Below are 20,771 nucleotides of genomic sequence, written 5' to 3' on the forward strand. Positions count from 1 at the left end.
GATTAGGGACTAGGGATTGGTGATTAGGGAATAGAAGGGCCGTCATTGCGAGGAGCGTAGCGACGCGGCAATCCATTTAACAGAGGACAAGGGATAGGTGAATAGGGAATAGTAACTGACAGAAAAGCGCGGTGTTCTAATCACGAATCCCTCATCACCGCTCCCTGCTTTACATTCCTGGATTCGCAATGACCCAAGATCTGGATTTTCTGTAGTTCCACGCTTTAGCTGTGGATTCTGCGAAGCAGAAAGGTTTTTTCGTTAACTGACAGCTGAAAGCTTACCGCTGACAGCTCCCCGAAGGGGCGCCGGGCGCTGGGCGTTGTGTTTATTTAAATCATTCGTACTCGTACGGCGCGGCCTTTTATCTTGCCTTGTTGTAAGTGCTTAAGCGCTTTTTTGGCAACGTCTTTGTGTACGGCCACGTAAGACTGCATTTCTGAAATATCAATTTTACCCACTTCGCTGCCTTTAATGCCGGCACTGCCGGTGAGGGCGCCTAAAATATCGCCGGCGCGAATTTTACTTTTACGACCGCCGGCAATGTTTAACGTAACCATATCAGTTTGAATGGGGGCTATGTTCTCATTCAGCTCGGCCAAGGATCCTTGAACGATAGGCGCACGCTGATATTCTTCAATCATGCTTACCCGATAGGCCTCTTGGGGGCTATAAAGGCTTAATGCCAGCCCTTGTTGACCTGCACGACCGGTACGGCCAACGCGATGCACGTGAGTTTCGGGATCTTGAGTGATATCGTAATTGATAACCGCCGCTAGCTCTTTAATGTCGAGCCCTCGGGCTGCCACGTCTGTGGCCACTAAAATATTGGCGCTGCCGTTGGCGAAGCGAATAAGTACTTGATCGCGCTCGCGCTGTTCAAGGTCGCCATTTAAGGCGAGTGCAGAAAAGCCCAGCTCCGTTAAGTGATCTGCCACTTCTTGGCAAGCACGCTTAGTATTACAAAATACCACGGCTGAGGCAGGGGCATAGTGACCTAACAAGGTGGCCAGTGCTTGCTTGCGCAAGTGGGGTGCCACTTCAAATAACAATTGTACTATGGTGTCGGCTCGCTGCTCGTCGGCGACAAAAACGCGCTCGGGTTGATGCTGCATACCTCGGCTAAGGCCGGCAATACCTTCGGGGTAAGTGGCCGAAAACAGTAATGTTTGGCGAGGCTTAGGCGCATAGTCGACCACCAGTTCGATATCATCGGCAAAGCCCATATCCAACATGCGATCAGCTTCATCTAATACCAGAGTGTTCAGGTCGTCTAATACTAAGCTGCCTTGTTGTAAGTGCTTTAGCATACGCCCAGGCGTACCCACCACAATGTGAGCACCAAATTCAAGAGACGCCGTTTGGGCAGCAGTAGGTGAGCCTCCGCACAGTACCACTAGCTTTACGTTAGCCATGGCACGGGCCAGCTTGCGCAATTCTCGGGCCACTTGATCAGCCAGCTCACGGGTTGGGCACAACACCATGGTTTGCACTGCTAAACGGTTAACATCAAGGTTGGCTAACAAGGCCAAACCAAATGCCACGGTTTTGCCGCTGCCGGTGTTAGCCTGAGCAATGACATCTTTACCTTCTAGCATCAAAGGCAGGCTTTGAGCTTGAATAGGAGTCATGTGGGTGTACTCAAGGCTGGTTAAATTTGCGATCAGCGCAGGGGCCAGAGGCAGGGTAGAAAATTCGGTATGGGTCACGGAAAAACTCTTGATGTTAAAATAAGAAGGGTGCCGTTATGGCGTGGGTACATTATAGCAGAAAAGCGCCAAGCATAGCGCTTGGCGTTCGTTTTAATTATGGATGTTGTTACTTATACCTATCTGGAAAAATAACTGAGCTACTTTTGTTTATATAAAAAGTCGAACAAAGGGTCTACTCCACCGACACGCTGCAGGGCTAATGAAACTCACATTATCAGCCTACTGCGAACATTCACTGGATGTTCGGTTAAGCTGATACTGCTCGTCACGGCGAGTAAACTCGCCCCCTCTGGCTTCAGCACATGACATCCGACCGCCATGGATGGTGGGAGTGCCGAAATAGCAGGAGCATTTTTCGGCCCTGTCATGTGATGGTCGGTGGAGTAGCTCCCTTTATCCTCCTTATGCCGCGAAGCCGTCTGTGAATGGGGTTGGCAGGCAGCTCAGTGCTTCAAGGAAGGTATCCAGCTTCAAATTAGGTCACATTTTTACTTAGATTGGTATTATAAAAATTGTTAATCATAAAAAATTGAGCTGATAAAGTTAATTAAGTTTCCACACTTAACTCTGCAATGACTTTTTCGCGTAATTGTTCTTGCTCTTGCTCGGTTAAGGGCTGATTTTGTTGATTGGTTAGGCTAAAAAAGTCTTCTACTCGCTCGCCCACTGTGGTGATTTTTGCCGCATGCAAGTTAAGCTTTAATTGACTAAAAATATTCCCCACCCGTGCCAATAAGCCCGGGGTATCAAGGGCAACTAGCTCTACTAAGGTGCGTTTAGTGGCACGAGATGGATTCATAAAGTTGACTTGCGTGGTCACACTAAACTCACGATGGCGCCGTGAAGGTGGACGAATGCGAATTTTAGGTGGTGCTGTGTGGGTAAGCACTTCACTTAAGCGTTCGCATAAATCCCCTAGTCGGTCGCCACTTACCGGCTGGCCGTCGGGCTCAAGCACAATAAAGGTATCGAGGGCATAGCCATCTTTAGACGTCATAATTTGGGCGTCGTGAATATTGAGGTTTTTTTGATCTAAGGCGGCTGCCACACGACCAAACAAGTTGGGGGAGTCTGGGCAATAAATAAATAGTTCACTCCCACCGCGCCCTGGTTGCTGGCTAATTTGTACTAAAGGGGCGCTGTTATTACCGTGGGCCATAATGTGACGACTGTGCCAGGCAATTTGCTCTGGGGTATGGCGCAAAAAATAATCGGCGGTAAAGCGCGACCATAATGGTTTTATTTGCTCTTCTGTGGTGTCGAGTCGGGTTAAAATTTGTCGGGCTTGGCGTTGATTTTCTCGTACCCGTAACCGTAAGTCCGGTGGGTTTTCTAGGCCGCGGCGTAGCGCCTTTTGCGTTGAAAAATACAGTTCGCGCAACAAGCTGCCTTTCCAGTCATTCCAAAGATTATCGTTAGTGGCGCAAATATCGGCAACGGTGAGGGTGTAGAGTAAATCAAGGCGTGATTCATCCCGTACTTGCGAGGCAAATTCACTGATCACTTCAGGATCATAAATATCACGCCGTTGAGCCGTTACCGACATTAATAAGTGCTGGCGCACTAGCCAAGACACTAAGCGGGCATCAGACGTATCAAGCTGGTGTAGCTCACAAAAAGCCAGCGCGTCTTCAGCCCCGAGTTCAGAATGATCGCCGCCTCGGCCTTTGGCGATATCATGAAAGAGGGCGGCGATATTTAACAGTTCGGGTTTACGCATTCGGCTACAAATATCAAAGCACAATGGGTGGTTGCGTTGTGCCTCAAGCTGATTAAAACGATAAATATTTTTTAATAAACGATGGGTATGTTCATCTACCGGATAGGCGTGAAACATATCAAATTGCATTTGCCCGACAATTTTACTCCACTGAGGAAGGTAGGCGGCAATAATGCCGTAGCGATGCATTAAGGTCAGCGCTAAGCCACAACCGTGATGATGGCGCATTAGCATCATAAAAACCTGTCTACAGTCGGCGCGTTCACATAAAAAGCCGGGTAATACGCGCCTGGCGTCCCTTAGCTCACGCAGTGTGCTCGAATAAATGCCAGTAATATGAGGGTGCGCGGCAATTTGATAAAACAAGCGTAAAATAGCGGCGGGTTGTTCAATAAAAAGATTGGGTTTTATGGCGTCAATTAAGGTGCCGCGCAGCCGAAACTCAGGCGTTAGTGTAGTCACATCCATAGCGATATGACCCAAAATAGCCTCGTCAAATAACTGTAATAGCATTTCGTTAAGCTCAGCCACGCGGCGTACGGTTTGATAAAACCGTTTCATCATTTGCTCTATCGGCTCGTTACCTTCACCGGCAAAGCCTAAGGCGGTGGCCACGGCGCGTTGCCGGTCAAATAGCAGGCGGTTATCGGGTTTATGAATCGCCATGTGCAGGGCAAAGCGCAGTTTCCATAAAAAGTTTTGGCAATCCAATAACTCTAAGTATTCATCCTGGCTTAAAAAGTCGTGGCTGACCATTTCATGCAAGGTGGTAGCACCAAAGTGACGGCGTGTGACCCAGCTAATGGTTTGAATATCTCGCAAGCCTCCTGGACTATTTTTGATATCCGGCTCCAGCTTATAGCTGGTGTCTTGATAGTGTTGGTGACGCTGGTGTTGTTCGTCTCGTTTAGCCTCAAAAAATGCTTGGCTGGGCCAAAAAGTGTCGGGCTCGGTGGCCTGTGTCAGCTTGGCAAAGGTGTGATAACAACCGGTGATCAGGCGTGCTTCAATCAGGTTGGTGGCAATGGTGAGATCTTGCTGACCTTGTGCAATGCACTCTTCAACACAGCGCACACTGTGGCCGACCTCTAACCGTAAGTCCCAGAGTTGGGTAATAAAATGACTGATGCGCTCATTAATGGCCGTGTGTGGCGAGCCATTATATAAAATTAATAAGTCGATATCAGAGTAGGGGTGTAGCTCGCCCCGGCCATAGCCGCCCACCGCCACCAACGCCAGTTGCGGGTCGTCAGCCAGACCAAAGTGGTGCCATAAGCCGGTTAATAGCTGATCCATATGTTGGGAGCGGATAGCGACCAGCTCCATAATATCGTCGCCGGCTTTAAAGCGTTGTTCTAGCCAGTGTTGTAGCCGTGTTAATATTTCTTTGCATTGAGATAAGGTGAGATCGGCGGGATCAAATTGGGCGGGGGCAAGCAAGCTGGCATGCATAGACTTTATATCCTACTCATTTAAACTTGCACTACGTTAGCATAACTTGGTCTGTTGGCTAACCCTTGGTTTAATGGGCTAATCTTTCTTTTTGACGAACTAGGGATACATGATGGCAGATGTTGAACAGCAAAGGCGTGCATTGCCGCCTTGGGCATTACGGGCGATGGACTCTGGATATTTATTACCGGCATTGTTTGTTGCTTCATTTTTAGAGGCCATCATAGTACCTATTCCATTAGAGTTAATTTTAATTCCTTTATTACTATTACAGCCTAAGCGACGCTGGTTATTAGCGTTAGTTGCCTTGGCGGGATGTTTATGTGGTGCTTTAGTTGGCTATGGGGTAGGAGCTTGGTTATTTGACAGCCTAGGTCAGAGTGCATTGGCGACCTTGGGGGCAGAGCAGGCTTTTGCTGAATTTAAACAAACCTTAGCGGAACAAGGTTTTATGGCAATTGTGGTGGTGGGGATCACGCCTGTACCTTTTCAGGTTGCTATGTTGGCTGCTGGCGCAACTCAGTATCCCATAGTCGGGTATATAGTGGCCACCACTTTGGCCCGCGGTATTCGTTATTTTGGGTTGGCTATGTTAGTTGCCTTGTTTGGTCAGCAAGCGCTGTCGTTATTTAAACGCTACGGTAAACGCCTTAGTGGTAGTCTGTTATTCATTGCTGTGCTGGGGTATGGCTTATATTGGTGGTTAACTAAATAAAGGCGCGAGTGCGCCTTTATGAGCATAGCCTGATATTGTTAATATTATTATTCGGCTATGGGACTAATACTTATAGCATGGTGGCCTTTCGGGCCTTGCTCAATTTTATAACGTACTAACTGGCCCGCTTTCAAGGTTTTATATCCGTCCATCTCAATGGTAGAAAAATGTGCAAAAACATCGTCTCCACCTTCTTGTGGGCAGATAAAGCCAAATCCCTTAGCATTATTAAACCACTTCACCGTACCGGTTATCATCACTTACTTATCCCTTATTGTCGAACATATTAAATAGTCTTACTTTATCCGTTTAGACACCCAGACTATTATTTATATTAATCCTCTACTTTAATTAAACAAAGAAATGAGTCAAGCCTTTGTTTTTGTCAGGCCAGCAAAGGTACTACAGTATTGACAGCACCGCTGTAGGGGGTAGGGTTAGAGGTAGGACACATGAGCGCTATCCTGATATCCTTAGTGTTAGCACAGTAACAACACAAGATAAAAAGATAAGGCGCACAGAAGTCGAAAAAGAGACGGCTAGATGTAGCGAGATCAGGAACAGTGACTTAGAGTAGGTGTATGAGTAACCAAGAACAGCATCTTGATGGTGAGCAGTTAAAAGAGGTGGAAAAAATTGCGCTGCAACCGCCTCCTATGTACAAGGTTATCTTGAATAATGACGATTATACCCCCATGGACTTTGTAGTGGAGGTGTTACAAACCTTTTTTGCTATGGACGAGGACACAGCATCACAGGTGATGATGGCTGTACATTACCAAGGTAAAGGAATTTGCGGCCTGTTTACTGCAGAAATTGCAGAAACTAAGGTTGCACAAGTAAATAACTATGCTCGACTACATGAGCACCCGCTATTATGTAGTATGGAGCAAGCATAAGTTAAGACCCGCCGCAACGGGACACCGAAGTTTTTAGGGGAGGTGCCTATGTTGAACAAAGATCTTGAGAGCACGCTAAATGAGGCGTTTAACGAAGCTCGCCGTGCTCGCCACGAGTTCATGACGGTGGAGCACCTGCTACTCGCGTTGTTGAATAACCCTGCCGCTACAGAAGCACTGGTTGCTTGTGGTGGTGATCTTGAGCAGTTAAGCAAAGAAATTAAACTGTTTATTGAGCAAACCACACCCCTGTTGCCCGCAGGAGATGATGAAGCTGAAACTCAGCCTACCTTGGGTTTTCAGCGCGTGCTGCAGCGTGCTGTATTTCATGTACAGTCTTCAGGCAATGCAGAGGTCACCGGCGCTAACGTATTAGTGGCCATTTTTAGTGAGCAAGAATCGCAAGCGGCATATTTACTGAAGAAAATCCCAATTAGTCGCTTAGACGTGGTTAACTTTTTGTCTCATGGGGTGCGTAAAGACGCCGAGCAAGAAGAGTCTTCAGCTACTCAGCAAGAAGAGAGTGGTGACGAAACCTTACAGGGTCAAACGGAAGGCTTTGTGATCAACCTTAATCAAAAGGTGAAAGAAGGCAGTATCGACCCTTTGATTGGTCGCGAGCATGAAGTGAACCGTGCGATTCAAGTGCTGTGCCGTCGTCGTAAGAATAATCCCTTATTGGTCGGTGAAGCCGGGGTCGGTAAAACCGCCATTGCTGAGGGCTTGGCATATCGCATTGTGAATGAAGATGTGCCAGAGATAATGGCCGATAATATTATCTACTCGCTAGATATGGGCGCCTTATTGGCGGGCACCAAATATCGAGGTGACTTTGAAAAACGCTTTAAAGCTTTGCTTAAACAGCTTGAAAAGCAAAAGGGCGCGATTCTCTTTATTGATGAGATCCACACCATTATAGGTGCCGGTGCAGCCTCTGGCGGTCAGTTAGACGCGGCAAACCTGTTAAAGCCCATGCTGTCTAGTGGGCAAATTCGCTGTGCTGGCTCAACTACCTACCAAGAATACAGCCAAATTTTTGAGAAAGATCGCGCGCTGGCTCGACGCTTTCAGAAAATTGATATTGCAGAGCCCTCAGTGGCCGAGACCGCTAAAATATTAATGGGTCTTAAAAGCCGGTATGAAGCTCACCACGATGTGCGCTATACCGCACCGGCTATTAAGGCCGCTGCTGAATTGTCTGCTAAATACATTAATGACCGTCAGTTGCCAGATAAAGCCATTGATGTGATTGATGAGGCTGGCGCAAAAATTCGTATGATGCCGCCTTCTAAGCGCAAAAAAACTATAGGGGTCGGGGATATTGAAGCCATTATCTCTAAAATTGCGCGCATTCCAGAGAAATCCGTGTCTAGCTCAGATAAAGATGCGCTTAAAACTATGGAATCTAAGCTAAAAATGGTGGTGTTCGGTCAAGATAAATCCATTGAAGTGTTAACCGATGCCATTCGTTTAAGCCGCTCTGGTTTGGGCAACGAAAACCGACCTATTGGCTCTTTCTTGTTTGCCGGCCCCACAGGGGTAGGTAAAACCGAGGTCACTCAGCAATTAGCGCGGGTACTGGGCATAGAGCTGGTGCGTTTTGATATGTCTGAGTATATGGAGTCTCATACGGTATCGCGCTTAATTGGTGCACCACCTGGCTATGTGGGGTTCGATCAAGGCGGTTTGCTAACCGATGCTGTTATTAAACAGCCTCATTGTGTGGTGCTATTGGATGAAATAGAAAAAGCGCACCCAGATGTGTTTAATTTGTTATTACAGGTGATGGATAACGGTACCCTCACCGATAACAATGGGCGCAAGGCGGATTTTCGTAACGTGATTTTAGTGATGACCACCAATGCTGGGGTGCAAGAAACAGTACGCCAGTCGATTGGTTTTCAGCAACAAGATCATAGCCCAGACGCCATGGTTGAAATTAACCGGACCTTTTCACCTGAGTTTCGCAACCGTTTAGACCATATTATTTGGTTTAATAACTTAGAGATGGAGGTGATCCATCGTGTGGTAGATAAGTTTATTGCGGAGTTGCAAGCGCAGTTAGATGCGAAAGGCGTGTCAATGGAGGTCAGTGAGCCAGCTCGGCATTGGTTAGCTGAACAAGGCTATGATAAATCGATGGGCGCGCGCCCTATGGGCCGAGTAATTCAAGAGCAGCTGAAAAAGCCGCTGGCCAACGAGTTGTTATTTGGTGAGTTGGTAAGTGGTGGCTCGGTTAAGGTGACATTAAAAGCAGACAAGCTGCATTTTGATTATCAGTCAGAAGCCTCGTTAGCGCACTAATAGCGTGTTAATCAATCATTAATAACTTGCCCGGCTTGTAATCAAGCTGGGCATTTTTATGTCTGAAATATAGCGCCGAGCGCCCGGCGCCCCTTCGGGGAGCTATCAGCGGTCAGTTAAATCAAAATAAGGCTATACGCCTAACGCTGTACGTCATACGTTAAAGAAGGCACCGGTTTGGCTTTTTCGTATAGCGGTCGGCGTAACGCGTACTAAACACCCGTGTGTAGGAGCGAATTCATTAGACCAAAAGAGCGCGGTACGTTTTACGCTGACCGCCTTACGTCAAAGCCCCCCCAGACTGACTGGTCTTTGGTGCTTGGCGCCGGGCGCTACCCTTTTTGTGCGAATAAATTCGCCCCTACGAAAAGCCAGAGCGACGTCCTTTGGTCATTGCGAGGAGTGCAACGACGCGGCAATCCATCTAACAAGCAGCCGTACGCTTTACGCTGAGCGCCTGACGAAAAAAACAAAATCGTAGTTTTTCTTTAACGTAAAGTGGTCAGCGTTAGATGTAGCGCTTTCTTTCGAAATGGATTGCCGCGCTACGCTCGCAAAGACGAAATAAGGGCCGCATAACAATGTAGTACAAAACCTTGACGCCCAACAGAGTATCTACAAAAGATAAGAGCAGAAAACACGGGTTGTTCGTACCGCGTACGGCTGTTTAAAAGCCCTTCGGGGAGCTATCAGCGGTCAGCTTTCAGCTGTCAGTTAAAGAAAAAGCCTTTCTGCTTCACAGAATCCACAGCTAAAGCGTGGAACTACAGAAAACCCAGAGGGTCATTGCGAGGTACGAAGCAATCCAGGAATGTAAAGCAGGGAGCGGTGATGAGGGATTCGTGATTAGAACACCGCGCTTGTCTGTCAGTTACTATTCCCTATTCCCTATTCCCTATTCCCTATTCACCTATCCCTTGTCCCCTGTTAAATGGATTGCCGCGTCGCTACACTCCTCGCAATGACGGCCCCTCTATTCCCTACTCACCAATCCCTAATCACCTGATTAAGCTATACGTCTAACGCTGTACGTCATACGTTAAAGAAGGCACCGGTTTGGCTTTTTCGTATAGCGCTCGGCGTAACGCGTATGGCGGTCTGAAGACAGCGCTCTATTTAACGAAAAGCACCCAGCAAAAAAGAGCAATGGCGGTTGCTATTGCTGCTTTTTTGCTGGGTGACTGGCGTGCGTATTAACGCGCGCGGAAGACGATGCGGCCTTTCGACAAATCGTAAGGGGTCAGCTGCACGGTCACTTTATCGCCGGTTAGGATGCGAATGTAGTTTTTACGCATTTTTCCAGAGATGTGAGCCGTTACCACGTGGCCATTTTCTAGTTCAACGCGGAACATGGTGTTCGGAAGGGTATCCAAAATGGTCCCTTGCATTTCAATATTGTCTTCTTTAGCCATTGAATCCTCTTGTTAGCGCAGGCAATAAAAGCGGCAGCGATCATGCCGTATTTCGCCTTAAGTGTAAAGTTTTGCCCAGTTTATCATCGCCTTTTTCATTGCCAATGCTTAGCGATAAATCGTTGGTGAGGGCGGAAGTGTTGTTTATAGTTCATTTTTTGGCATTCATCTACCTGATATCCAAGATAAAGCCATTTTTTGTTTTGTTCTTTGGCCATGATCACTTGGCTCAAAATGGCAAAAGTCCCCAATGAACGATCAGCCAGTGTGGGTTCGTAGAAGGTATACATGGCACTTAAAGATTGTTCAAGCGCATCTGTAACGGCTACTCCAATGAGTTGTTGTTCGAGCCAAAACTCAATAAAAAGAGCGGGTAACCAAGGGCAGATTAAAAAATGATCGTATTGCTCGCGATTTGCCGGATACATGCTGCCGTCTTGATGGCGCTGATTAATATAACGACGGTATAACTCAAAGTATGCGGGCTTTTTTTGATGACTCTGAGTGATCTGTATATCTCGATTAAGTCGTAATATGCGTTTTTGGCTACGGCTTGGGGTAAAAGCGGCCACGTCGACGCGCAAAGACTGACAGGCGCTACAGCCTTGGCAATGGGGGCGGTAAATATCGCCACCGCTGCGACGAAAGCCTGCACTCAGTAACTCTTCATATCCTTGTGGAGTGAGCCGATCTTTATCGAGCAAAACAAGTAATTGCTCTTGCTGCCCCCTTAGGTAGCTGCAGTTATGCTTAGGCGTTAGACCCACGTTAAGATTTACTTCTCGCATAATATTAATTCACCTGGTTGCCAGCACTTGGGGGTAAGCTGCTCTTGTTGGCATTGTTTAAGTGTATACAGAAAACGCGTACGGGGCCATGTGGTAACGCCTAGGCTCATTAAGTGCGGATTCGGTAACTGACAATCAATTAATTGGCCACCAACGCGCTTAAAATGCTGGCATAGAGCGAGCATAGCAAGCTTAGAGCCGTTATCTACTTGATGAAACATAGACTCACCGCAAAATATGCTGCCTAAATTAATACCATATAAGCCGGCCACTAAGCGCTCTTCTTGCCAAACTTCCACCGAGTGAGCATGACCTTGCTGGTGCAATTGGCAATAGGCTTGTTCAATCTCTTGGGTAATCCAGGTGCCTTCTTTGTACTCTCTTAACGAGCGACAAGCATGAATAACCTGCTCAAAGGCGGTATTAATGGTGACTTGATAGCGGTTTTGCCGAGCTAGTTTTGCCAAACTGCGGCTAACGTGTAGCTTATCTGGCTCAATAACAGCACGGGGGTTAGGCGACCACCATAGTATGGGTTGATCTTGCTCAAACCAGGGAAATATCCCCATTTGATAAGCTAGCAGTAATCGCTGTGGGCTTAAGTCGCCCCCCACGGCCAATAAGCCTTCTGGGTCTTGTAATGCTTTAGCGGGCGGCGGAAACCTGAGTGTATGATCAAGTAAGGTCAGCATAATCAGTTATATCGCCCTTTTCGTTTCACTAGACTACTAGACTAAAGGTGAATATTAACATTGATTGAATGAATAATTAATCAGCATATAATCAAAGAGATAATAAACAGTATTATAAATATGGGAGAGGAAGATGCCACATCGAGCGCACTTGTTCTCGTTGCGTATTGGTTATGCGCTGCGGGAGAGTTGCTTTAAAGAGCGTTACGGCCGCCAACGGTTAATAAAAGATGTGCTGGCGGGGATCACGGTTGGCATTATCGCTATTCCTCTTGCTATGGCGTTGGCGATTGCCAGCGGCGTGGCGCCACAATATGGCTTATATACCGCCATTATTGGTGGTTTTATTATTGCCCTTACTGGGGGCTCTCGCTTTAGTATTTCAGGGCCCACCGCAGCTTTTGTGGTGATTTTATATCCTATTGCTCAGCAATATGGTTTGGGGGGTCTGTTACTCGCAAGCGTTATGTCGGGAATATTGCTAATTGGTATGGCCTTAGTACGCTTGGGGCGCTTAATTGAATATATTCCCGAGTCGGTTACCTTAGGTTTTACTGGTGGTATTGGGGTGGTGATTGCCACCTTACAAATTAAAGATTTTTTAGGGTTAGAGTTAACCCATCTGCCCGAGCATTATGTGGGCAAAGTCGCGGCGCTGGCGAGTGCTGTGCCTGATCTTTACTGGCCAAGTGTGCTGATTGCCTTATTAACCTTAGCCATTATGCTGAGTTGGCCTAAATTAAAGACGGGAGTGCCTGCGCATTTACCGGCAGTATTAATAGCCAGTACCCTTACTTGGTTACTGAATGCTCAAGGCACAGATATTGCCACCATTAGCAGTCAGTTTAGCTATTTATTACCCGATGGCAGCACAGGCCAAGGCATACCACCTGTGTTACCCGAGTGGGTATGGCCTTGGCTACAGCCTGGCCCTAATGGGGGGGAACTGACGCTGGACTGGTCATTGTTTAGCGCTTTATTGCCGGCGGCCTTTGCCATTGCCATGCTGGGTGCCATTGAGTCTTTATTATGTGCTGTGGTGCTGGATGGCATGACGGGGAAACGTCACAGTGCCAATAGTGAGTTATTAGGCCAAGGTATTGGTAATATTATTACGCCATTTTTTGGTGGTATTACTGCTACCGCCGCAATTGCCCGCTCGGCTGCTAACGTAAAAGCAGGGGCCGAGTCGCCGGTATCAGGCATGGTGCATGCGCTGGTTGTGTTGGCCGCCTTAGTTTTGCTGGCGCCATTATTGGCTTATTTGCCCATGCCCGCTATGGCGGCATTATTAATGGTTGTCGCTTGGAATATGAGTGAAGCCCATAAGGCGGTGAAGTTACTTAAAACCGCTCCTGTGGGGGATATACTGGTATTTTTAACCTGTTTCTCGCTGACTATTTTATTTGATATGGTGCTGGCCATTACCACGGGGATTTTAGTGGCGGCAGTGTTATTTGTACGTGATATTGCAGAAATGACAAAAGTTTCTGATATATCAGGCAGTCAACGATTACAAAGTACGCCTCTGCCTAAAGGCTGGTCGGTGTTTAAAATTAATGGACCTTTGTTTTTTGCTGCCGCCGATCGGGCATTTAGTGAATTATCGAGTTGGTGTAAGCAGCAAGAAGGGGTGATTTTATATATGGATGCCGTGTCTATTTTGGATGCGGGGGGGCAGTCGGCATTAAGCCGCTTTATCGAGCAGTGCCAGCAAAAAAACATAGAGGTGGTAGTGGCAGATTTACAACTTCAGCCGCAGAGAACCTTGGCTCGTGCCAATATGGCCCCGATTGACAATGAGCTCTCGTTTTATCCGACGCTACAAGCGGCATTAGAGCAAGTGAGCAGTCGCGCACGCTAGGCGCTACATAGCTGCGAAGATTGTCGGTGTGGGCGAGTCTATGGTTGCCAGTTAGATAAAAAAACGGCGCTGTTTTGAACAGCGCCGTTTTACTGCTCGTTTTCAGCTTATTTTAAGCCGTCTAAATAACGCTCGGCATCTAAGGCGGCCATACAACCGGTACCCGCTGAGGTAATGGCTTGGCGGTACGTGTGGTCCATCACGTCACCGGCGGCAAATACGCCTTCAATGCTGGTTTGGGTAGCATTACCTTGCAAACCCGACTGCACCTTAATATAGCCATTATCCATGTCGAGCTGGTCAACAAACATGCTGGTGTTGGGTTGGTGACCAATGGCAACAAAAACGCCCATTAACGCCAACTCTTCGGTGGCATCGCTTTGGGTATCTTTTAAGCGTACACCGGTCACGCCCATATCATCACCCAGCACTTCTTCTAATGTGCGATGAGTGTGCAGCACAATATTACCATTGTTGACCTTGTCCATTAGGCGGTCGAGTAATATTTTCTCGGAGCGAAACTCGTCACGTCTGTGTACTAGGTGCACTTCGCTGGCAATGTTTGACAGATATAAGGCTTCTTCAACGGCGGTATTACCGCCGCCAATAACGGCCACTTTTTGGTTACGATAGAAAAAACCGTCACAGGTGGCACAAGCTGATACGCCGCGCCCTTGAAAGGCTTCTTCAGACGGTAAACCTAAGTATTTAGCAGAGGCACCGGTGGCGATGATCAGGGCGTCACAGCTGTATTGACCGCTATCGCCACTAAGACGGAAAGGGCGTTGTGTTAGATCAACACTGTTTATGTGATCAAACAAAATCTCGGTTTCAAAACGCTCGGCGTGGGCTTGCATGCGCTCCATTAAGGCCGGGCCTGTTAGCCCTTCGGCATCCCCTGGCCAGTTTTCTACGTCTGTGGTGGTGGTTAACTGACCACCTTGTTGAATTCCCGTCACTAATACAGGGTTAAGATTAGCGCGCGCCGCATAAACGGCGGCTGTGTATCCCGCAGGACCTGATCCTAGAATTAGCAGTTTGGCGTGTTTTGCTTCGCTCATTAATGGCTCCAACCTTGACAGTAGGCAGATAAAAGTGAGCCTGATTGTAGGGGATAGCCAGTTGGTAATAAAGCCCAACAACAAGATGAGCTTGCCTTTGGCTGAGTAAAAGCTGGCCAGGTAAGCCGTTTGCTGGCACTAACAGAATATGGCAAAGATCAGCCTTCTCGCCAGCTCAAAAAGTGGAGATTATGCAGATGAAGTGTAATAGTTGCTATTTGTGTCTGCCGTGTTAAACACTGCAAGTTGTCTCTTTTGCGGCGTAAATGCCCAGTAATAGAGCTCAAAATTATATATAATGATGCATTAGTATCAATATCAAACGGATATGCTATCGGTTTGTATGTGGGCGTGTTAAGGTGTGTACAATAAAGCTGTATAGATAATCGATTTTTGTGTGTATTTATTTGCTTTCTGCTGTTAGCACTATGGCGAGGCAAAGCGAAAGTATGTATTTAGTCTAATATCGCTATTGCACTTGCATATGTTTTTATGCCATATAGGTTTAATATTCACAGTGGAAAGTATCGATAATGAGTCAAAGGATGGATGAAGTGTTGGATATGAATAGCAGACCAAGCAAAGACCTAGATCGAATTGATCGTAATATACTCAATGAATTGCAGCAAGACGGCCGAGTTTCCAACGTAGAGTTATCAAAGCGGGTGGGACTGAGTCCGACTCCTTGCTTAGAGCGGGTACGTCGCTTAGAGCGCCAAGGGTATATTGAAGGCTATACTGCTATTCTTAACCCTCAGTTTTTGGATGCATCACTGCTGGTATTTGTTGAGATTACGCTCAATCGCGGTACCCCAGATGTATTTGATGAGTTTAATGATGCGGTGCAACAACTAGAAGAAATTCAAGAGTGCCATTTAGTGTCAGGTGATTTCGACTATTTGCTAAAAACGCGGGTGGCCGATATGTCCGCTTATCGTAAGCTGCTTGGCGAAACCTTATTACGCCTACCGGGTGTGAATGACACTCGTACTTACGTGGTTATGGAAGAGGTGAAGCAGAGCAATCGTCTGGTAATAAATACCCGTTAGGCTGTGCTAATGGCTCCGGCTCTGGTATTTTTATACTGAGCGTGAGTACCTTATTCTTATTTTAGCGAGCGGCTCCGGCCGCTCGTTTGTCGTTTGAGTCTTAGGCGACTTCTTTTGTCGCAGTTTAGGCGCTGCTATGTATTCATGGCTACAAATATTATTACATCACTTCATTTAATAAGTAAGGAGCGGGCGTTTGGCGGAGAAAAAGCTGTTTACTCCCATGTCTGGTTTACAGCGTCTGTTTGAAGCCGGACTGATCACCATTATTTTGGTGGCCGTGTTTATGATGCTGTCATTGGTGTCTTATCACCCCTCAGATCCGGGCTGGTCACAAACTGCGTGGGGAGGCGACATTCGCAATGCTGCCGGGCCTGCAGGCGCTTGGCTGGCAGACATTTTACTGTTTGTGTTTGGCTTTTCTGCTTATTTAATGCCGTTATTAATGGTGTTAGTCGGCTGGGGGGCCTTGTGGCGGCCACGTGCCTTAAATGATATTTGTTACCTAACGCTAAGCCTGCGCATTATTGGCTTTTTAATGCTATTGCTGAGCTTACAAGGGCTCGCCAGCATGAATGTGGGGAACATTTATTATTTCTCATCCGGTGGCCTTATCGGTGACATGCTGGTTTCTGCTCTAGAGCCGATAGTGGGTACGTTAGGCAGTACACTTCTATTATTGTGTGCCTTTGCCACCGGTGTCACCTTTATGACTGGCTGGTCTTGGTTATTGATAGTGGAGCGCTTAGGAGCGGGGGCGTTAACTGCCCCTAGCTGGATTGGCAGCTTGCCTCAACGTCTTGCTAACTGGCAGATGAAGACGTTCTCGCCTAATGAACAAGAGCGAGCTCCTGCATTAGCCAGTGCGAACACTCAACAAGCACAAGCAGCAGAAACAGACGTACCTGAAACTGGATTCTCGGGCTGGCGTCGATTTAAAGACCGTTTAACTCGGTCCAATGATGATGAGCCTGTGGCTGCCCTTGGGTCCAATGCCTCCACCTTGAGTGAGGAAGAAGACCCCTTATTAGCCCCACTGCCAGAGCAAAGTGAGCAAAGACCTAAATTACAAAAGAAACAACCGCCTCCTCGCAAGGCTGCTCCTGCACGTAAAGAGCCAACAATAGGAGCAGTAGAGGAGGCTGATGCCCCCATCACCAGCATCGATGATGCTAATGACTGGGCAATGGGTGAAGCAGAAGAGGATCTTGATTTGCCTTGGTTGAAAGAAGACGCTGAGGAGGCCAATACCTCGACTGCTGCGCCACAAGCCCCAGCGCCGGCTCGGCCCGCGCCTCGTAAAGGTCAGCTATTACCTATGCCTTCAGTTGAGTTATTAGACCCACCTAAGCCGCGCCAACATACGGTTAGTGAAGAAGAGTTAGACCGTATTGCCCGTTTAGTGGAAGCCAAATTAGCTGATTATAATGTGCAAGCTAATGTGGTGGGTGTGTATCCGGGGCCGGTGATCACCCGCTTTGAGCTAGATCTAGCACCGGGTATTAAAGTGAGCAAAATCAGCCGACTCGATCGTGACTTAGCCCGCTCTTTATCGGCCATTAGTGTACGCGTGGTTGAGGTGATCCCAGGTAAGCCCTACATTGGCTTAGAGCTGCCTAATACTCGCCGCGATACGGTATATTTGCGTGAAGTGATGGACAGCCCAGCCTTTGAAGAGAGTAAGCATCCGCTTACGATGGTGTTGGGGCAAGACATTGCTGGTGAGCCTGTGATTGTAAATTTGGGCAAAATGCCTCACGTATTAGTGGCGGGTACCACGGGCTCGGGTAAATCAGTGGGCGTGAACGTGATGATCTTGTCCATGCTGTATAAGGCGACACCTGAAGAAGTGCGCTTTATTATGATTGACCCGAAAATGCTGGAATTATCGGTATATGAGGGTATTCCGCACTTGCTGACTGAAGTAGTGACCGACATGAAAGATGCCGCTAATGCCCTGCGCTGGTGTGTTGGCGAAATGGAGCGGCGTTATAAGTTATTGTCTGCGGTGGGGGTGCGTAACCTGCAAGGCTATAACACCAAAATACAGGAAGCCATGGATGCCGGTGACCCAATACGCGATCCGCTGTGGGACCCTACTCAGTCAATGGATACCGCGCCACCTGCGTTAGAAAAACTGCCGAATATTGTGGTGGTGATTGATGAATTTGCCGATATGATGATGATTGTGGGTAAAAAAGTTGAAGAGCTGATTGCGCGTATTGCACAAAAAGCCCGAGCAGCAGGTATTCACCTTATTTTGGCCACGCAACGCCCGTCGGTAGATGTGATTACCGGCTTAATTAAAGCCAATATTCCCACTCGTATGTCGTTTCAGGTCTCCAGTAAAATTGACTCTCGCACCATTTTAGACCAACAAGGGGCCGAGTCACTACTGGGGATGGGGGACATGTTATATGTGCCCGCTGGCGAAAGTGCGCCCACTCGAGTACACGGGGCTTTTGTTGATGATCATGAAGTACACAAAGTAGTGGCAGCTTGGAAAGAGCGCGGCGAGCCCGATTATATCGAAGATATACTCAGTGGCGATGTAGGCGCCGAGGGGCTGTTACCCGGCGAGGTCCCTGAAGGCGGCGACCAAGAAAATGACGCTTTATACGATGAAGCGGTCGCTTTTGTCGTAGAGACGCGTCGAGGCTCTATCTCTGGGGTGCAACGTCAGCTTAAAGTAGGGTACAACCGCGCCGCTCGACTTATAGAGCAAATGGAAAGACAAGGCATTGTCAGTGAGCCAATGGGCAGCGGCCAACGTGAAGTCTTAGCACCTCCACCCGTTAGGGAGCGAAATTAAATGAAAAAAGCAGCCGCACTAAGTATTTTATTATGGTCAGTGAGTGCCACGGCACTCGCTGATGCACGGGCTGAACTACAGCAAAAATTGTCTTCTTTTAAGCAGTTTTCTGCTGAATTTAGTCAACAAGTGTTTGATGAACTTGGTGAGCCGATGCAAAACGCCACTGGTACTATGGCACTGGCGCGCCCGGATCGTTTTCGATGGCATACGCTTACGCCCGATGAAAGTGACATTGTGTCTGATGGGCAAAGTGTGTGGATGTATGACCCTTTTGTCGAGCAGGTTAGTATAGCGCCGCTAGAAGAAGCCATTCAAAATACGCCGTTTTTGCTGATTGCAGGGGACGATGATTCGCGGTGGCAGCACTACGAAGTGGCGCAAAAGGGCGATGCCTATGTGGTGACCAGTAAAGATCCCAGCGAGTTAATCAGTCAATTTAGCCTGAGCTTTGATGATAACAACCGTATTCAGCGTTTTAGTGTGTTGGAGTCGGGCGGCCAGCGCAGTGAATTTACACTCAACAATGTCAATACCGCGCCTAAAGTTAACGCCAGCAGCTTCACCTTTACGCCACCCGCAGGCGTGATGATAGATGATCAACGGTAAAAGAAAGCGGTCAGCGATAAGCTGTAAGCTATCAGAAAAAAAACGGTGCCAAACCAAACATAAAATAGGGCAGAGGGCAGGTCTCAACTCACGTCTGATGGTCTACGTAAGATGTGCATTCAGTCTTCCCAGCCACATCGGAATTATCTAGAGGGTAGCTCACCTACAGCTCCGGTGATAAGGAGGGGGCTGCTGGAATAGCCTCAGCAGACCGTCACATAACAGGGATGTTATGTGTTGAGCGTTACAAGGAGGTACTTGAAGCGTGTCTGGGGAGCTTACCCAGTTGCCTCTGAACTCTAATCTGAAGCTGCTCTGCTTCGTATAGATCGTGGAGATGAAATGACATGAGCACCTTGAGTCTCGACTTTGAACAAGATGACTTTCGGCCACTGGCTGCCCGTATGCGGCCACAGCAGTTAGGTCAATATCTAGGGCAAGCACATATTTTAGGGCCCGATAAACCGCTGCGCCGAGCGCTTGAAGCGGGGCACTGTCATTCTATGATCTTGTGGGGGCCACCCGGCACCGGCAAGACCACGTTGGCGGAGCTGATTGGTCAGTATTGTGACGCGCAAATAGAGCGCGTATCGGCGGTCACTTCGGGTGTGAAAGAGATTCGAGCGGCCATAGAACGTGCGCGCGAGCATAAGCTTGCGGGGCGACGTACCATTTTATTTGTAGACGAAGTACACCGCTTTAACAAGTCTCAGCAAGACGCCTTTTTACCTCATATAGAAGATGGCACAGTAACTTTTATTGGTGCCACAACCGAAAACCCCTCTTTTGAGCTGAACAACGCCTTATTATCTCGAGCGCGGGTGTATTTACTTAAATGCCTAGATACGCAAGATATTGAGCAGATGATAAGCCAAGCGTTGAACGATGAGCGAGGCTTGGCAGGACACAATATCGAGCTGGCCGAGGGAGTACAACGAGCCTTGGCTGAGTTAGTGGATGGCGATGGTCGCAAAGCCCTCAACTACCTTGAATTGCTGGCTGATATGGCCGAGGTGCAGGGCGATGTACGTCATATTAATTTGCCCCTGTTGGCTGAGGTAACCGGTGAGCGGCTAGCGCGATTTGATAATCAAGGCGATATTTATTATGACCTGATTTCGGCTATTCATAAGTCGATTCGCGGCTCTAATCCCGATGCCGGTTTATATTGGTATGCTCGCATGATCAGTGCGGGCTGCGATCCTTTGTATATTGCTCGGCGTTTATTAGCCATTGCCTCAGAAGATATAGGGTTAGCGGATCCGAAAGCCATGGATGTGGCCTTAACCGCGTGGGACTGTTTTACCCGTGTAGGGCCGGCGGAAGGGGAGCGCGCTATTGCGCAAGCCATTGTTTATTTGGCCTGTGCCCCAAAAAGTAACGCCTTATATACCGCCTGGAACACCGCCTTAAAAGAAGCCCGCGAACTCCCCGATTACGACGTGCCCATGCATTTGCGTAATGCGCCCACTAAGCTGATGAAAGAGATGGGGCATGGCCACGAATACCGTTATGCCCATCATGAGCCGGGCGCTTATGCGGCGGGCGAAACTTATTTACCCGAGGCTTTGGCTGGGCGGCGTTATTATCAGCCAAATGAGCGAGGTTTTGAGCAAAAAGTAAAAGCCAAGCTTGCATATTTGGACAATCTTGACCAAGAAGCTAAAAAATCATAACCAATC

General features: G+C 47.9%; 15 protein-coding genes. 8 read left to right on the forward strand and 7 right to left on the reverse strand.

Going from position 1 to position 20,771, the window contains the following annotated elements:
• Positions 1-332 precede the first annotated feature (332 nt).
• Positions 333-1,709, reverse strand: coding sequence for an ATP-dependent RNA helicase DbpA (dbpA, locus tag J3U76_RS13405; RefSeq protein ID WP_208006478.1), 1,377 nt, complete (start codon positions 1,707-1,709; stop codon positions 333-335).
• Between the two features lie 550 nt (positions 1,710-2,259).
• Positions 2,260-4,884 carry a bifunctional uridylyltransferase/uridylyl-removing protein GlnD gene (gene glnD, locus J3U76_RS13410; protein WP_208006479.1) on the reverse strand — a complete coding sequence of 875 codons (2,625 nt, stop codon included), beginning with the start codon at positions 4,882-4,884 and terminating at the stop codon, positions 2,260-2,262.
• Positions 4,885-4,996: 112 nt separating this feature from the next.
• Between glnD and J3U76_RS13415 the strand changes: the two genes are divergently transcribed.
• Entirely contained in the window at positions 4,997-5,599 is a 603-nt protein-coding gene (locus J3U76_RS13415; protein ID WP_208006480.1) for a YqaA family protein, read from the forward strand.
• Between the two features lie 47 nt (positions 5,600-5,646).
• Here J3U76_RS13415 and cspD read toward each other — a convergent pair whose 3' ends face one another.
• Positions 5,647-5,856 (reverse strand): cold shock domain-containing protein CspD, encoded by a 210-nt coding sequence (gene cspD / locus J3U76_RS13420; protein WP_208006512.1) that lies wholly within the window; start codon positions 5,854-5,856, stop codon positions 5,647-5,649.
• A gap of 324 nt (positions 5,857-6,180) precedes the next feature.
• Here cspD and clpS point away from each other — a divergent pair, with 324 nt between their 5' ends.
• Positions 6,181-6,498, forward strand: coding sequence for an ATP-dependent Clp protease adapter ClpS (gene clpS / locus J3U76_RS13425; RefSeq protein WP_208006481.1), 318 nt, complete (start codon positions 6,181-6,183; stop codon positions 6,496-6,498).
• 48 nt (positions 6,499-6,546) lie between these two features.
• Positions 6,547-8,802, forward strand: coding sequence for an ATP-dependent Clp protease ATP-binding subunit ClpA (gene clpA / locus J3U76_RS13430; RefSeq protein WP_208006482.1), 2,256 nt, complete (start codon positions 6,547-6,549; stop codon positions 8,800-8,802).
• 1,193 nt (positions 8,803-9,995) lie between these two features.
• Here the strand turns inward: clpA and infA are convergent.
• From infA to aat, 3 genes are all read right to left on the reverse strand, one after another.
• Positions 9,996-10,214, reverse strand: a complete 219-nt coding sequence (gene infA, locus J3U76_RS13435) for a translation initiation factor IF-1 (RefSeq protein ID WP_208006483.1) — start codon at positions 10,212-10,214, stop codon at positions 9,996-9,998.
• Positions 10,215-10,309: 95 nt separating this feature from the next.
• Positions 10,310-11,005: an arginyltransferase gene (locus J3U76_RS13440; RefSeq protein WP_208006513.1), complete on the reverse strand. Its 696-nt coding sequence runs from the start codon at positions 11,003-11,005 to the stop codon at positions 10,310-10,312.
• A complete protein-coding gene (gene aat, locus J3U76_RS13445; RefSeq protein ID WP_208006484.1) occupies positions 10,990-11,694 on the reverse strand; it encodes a leucyl/phenylalanyl-tRNA--protein transferase in 705 nt (234 codons plus the stop codon). Before aat ends, J3U76_RS13440 begins: the two co-directional genes overlap by 16 nt.
• Positions 11,695-11,827: 133 nt before the next feature.
• On the opposite strand from aat, the gene dauA reads away from it, so the two are divergent.
• A complete protein-coding gene (gene dauA / locus J3U76_RS13450; RefSeq protein ID WP_208006485.1) occupies positions 11,828-13,558 on the forward strand; it encodes a C4-dicarboxylic acid transporter DauA in 1,731 nt (576 codons plus the stop codon).
• A 107-nt stretch (positions 13,559-13,665) separates the two neighbouring features.
• On the opposite strand, the gene trxB is transcribed toward dauA, so the two are convergent.
• The gene (trxB, locus tag J3U76_RS13455; protein WP_208006486.1) at positions 13,666-14,619 is read right to left on the reverse strand and encodes a thioredoxin-disulfide reductase; all 954 of its coding nucleotides are present in this window, start codon (positions 14,617-14,619) and stop codon (positions 13,666-13,668) included.
• 533 nt (positions 14,620-15,152) lie between these two features.
• Between trxB and lrp the strand changes: the two genes are divergently transcribed.
• The 4 genes from lrp to J3U76_RS13475 all read left to right on the forward strand — a co-directional run bounded on the left by lrp (position 15,153) and on the right by J3U76_RS13475 (position 20,765).
• The gene (lrp, locus tag J3U76_RS13460; protein WP_481130288.1) at positions 15,153-15,668 is read left to right on the forward strand and encodes a leucine-responsive transcriptional regulator Lrp; all 516 of its coding nucleotides are present in this window, start codon (positions 15,153-15,155) and stop codon (positions 15,666-15,668) included.
• A 196-nt stretch (positions 15,669-15,864) separates the two neighbouring features.
• The gene (locus J3U76_RS13465; RefSeq protein WP_279382294.1) at positions 15,865-18,480 is read left to right on the forward strand and encodes a DNA translocase FtsK; all 2,616 of its coding nucleotides are present in this window, start codon (positions 15,865-15,867) and stop codon (positions 18,478-18,480) included.
• Complete coding sequence (gene lolA, locus J3U76_RS13470) at positions 18,481-19,089, forward strand: outer membrane lipoprotein periplasmic chaperone LolA (protein ID WP_208006487.1); 609 nt, start codon at positions 18,481-18,483, stop codon at positions 19,087-19,089.
• A 347-nt stretch (positions 19,090-19,436) separates the two neighbouring features.
• The gene (locus J3U76_RS13475; RefSeq protein WP_208006488.1) at positions 19,437-20,765 is read left to right on the forward strand and encodes a replication-associated recombination protein A; all 1,329 of its coding nucleotides are present in this window, start codon (positions 19,437-19,439) and stop codon (positions 20,763-20,765) included.
• Positions 20,766-20,771: the final 6 nt, after the last annotated feature.

The organism is Oceanisphaera pacifica (genome assembly GCF_017498065.1).
In the GTDB taxonomy this organism is placed as follows: Bacteria; Pseudomonadota; Gammaproteobacteria; order Enterobacterales; family Aeromonadaceae; genus Oceanimonas; species Oceanimonas pacifica.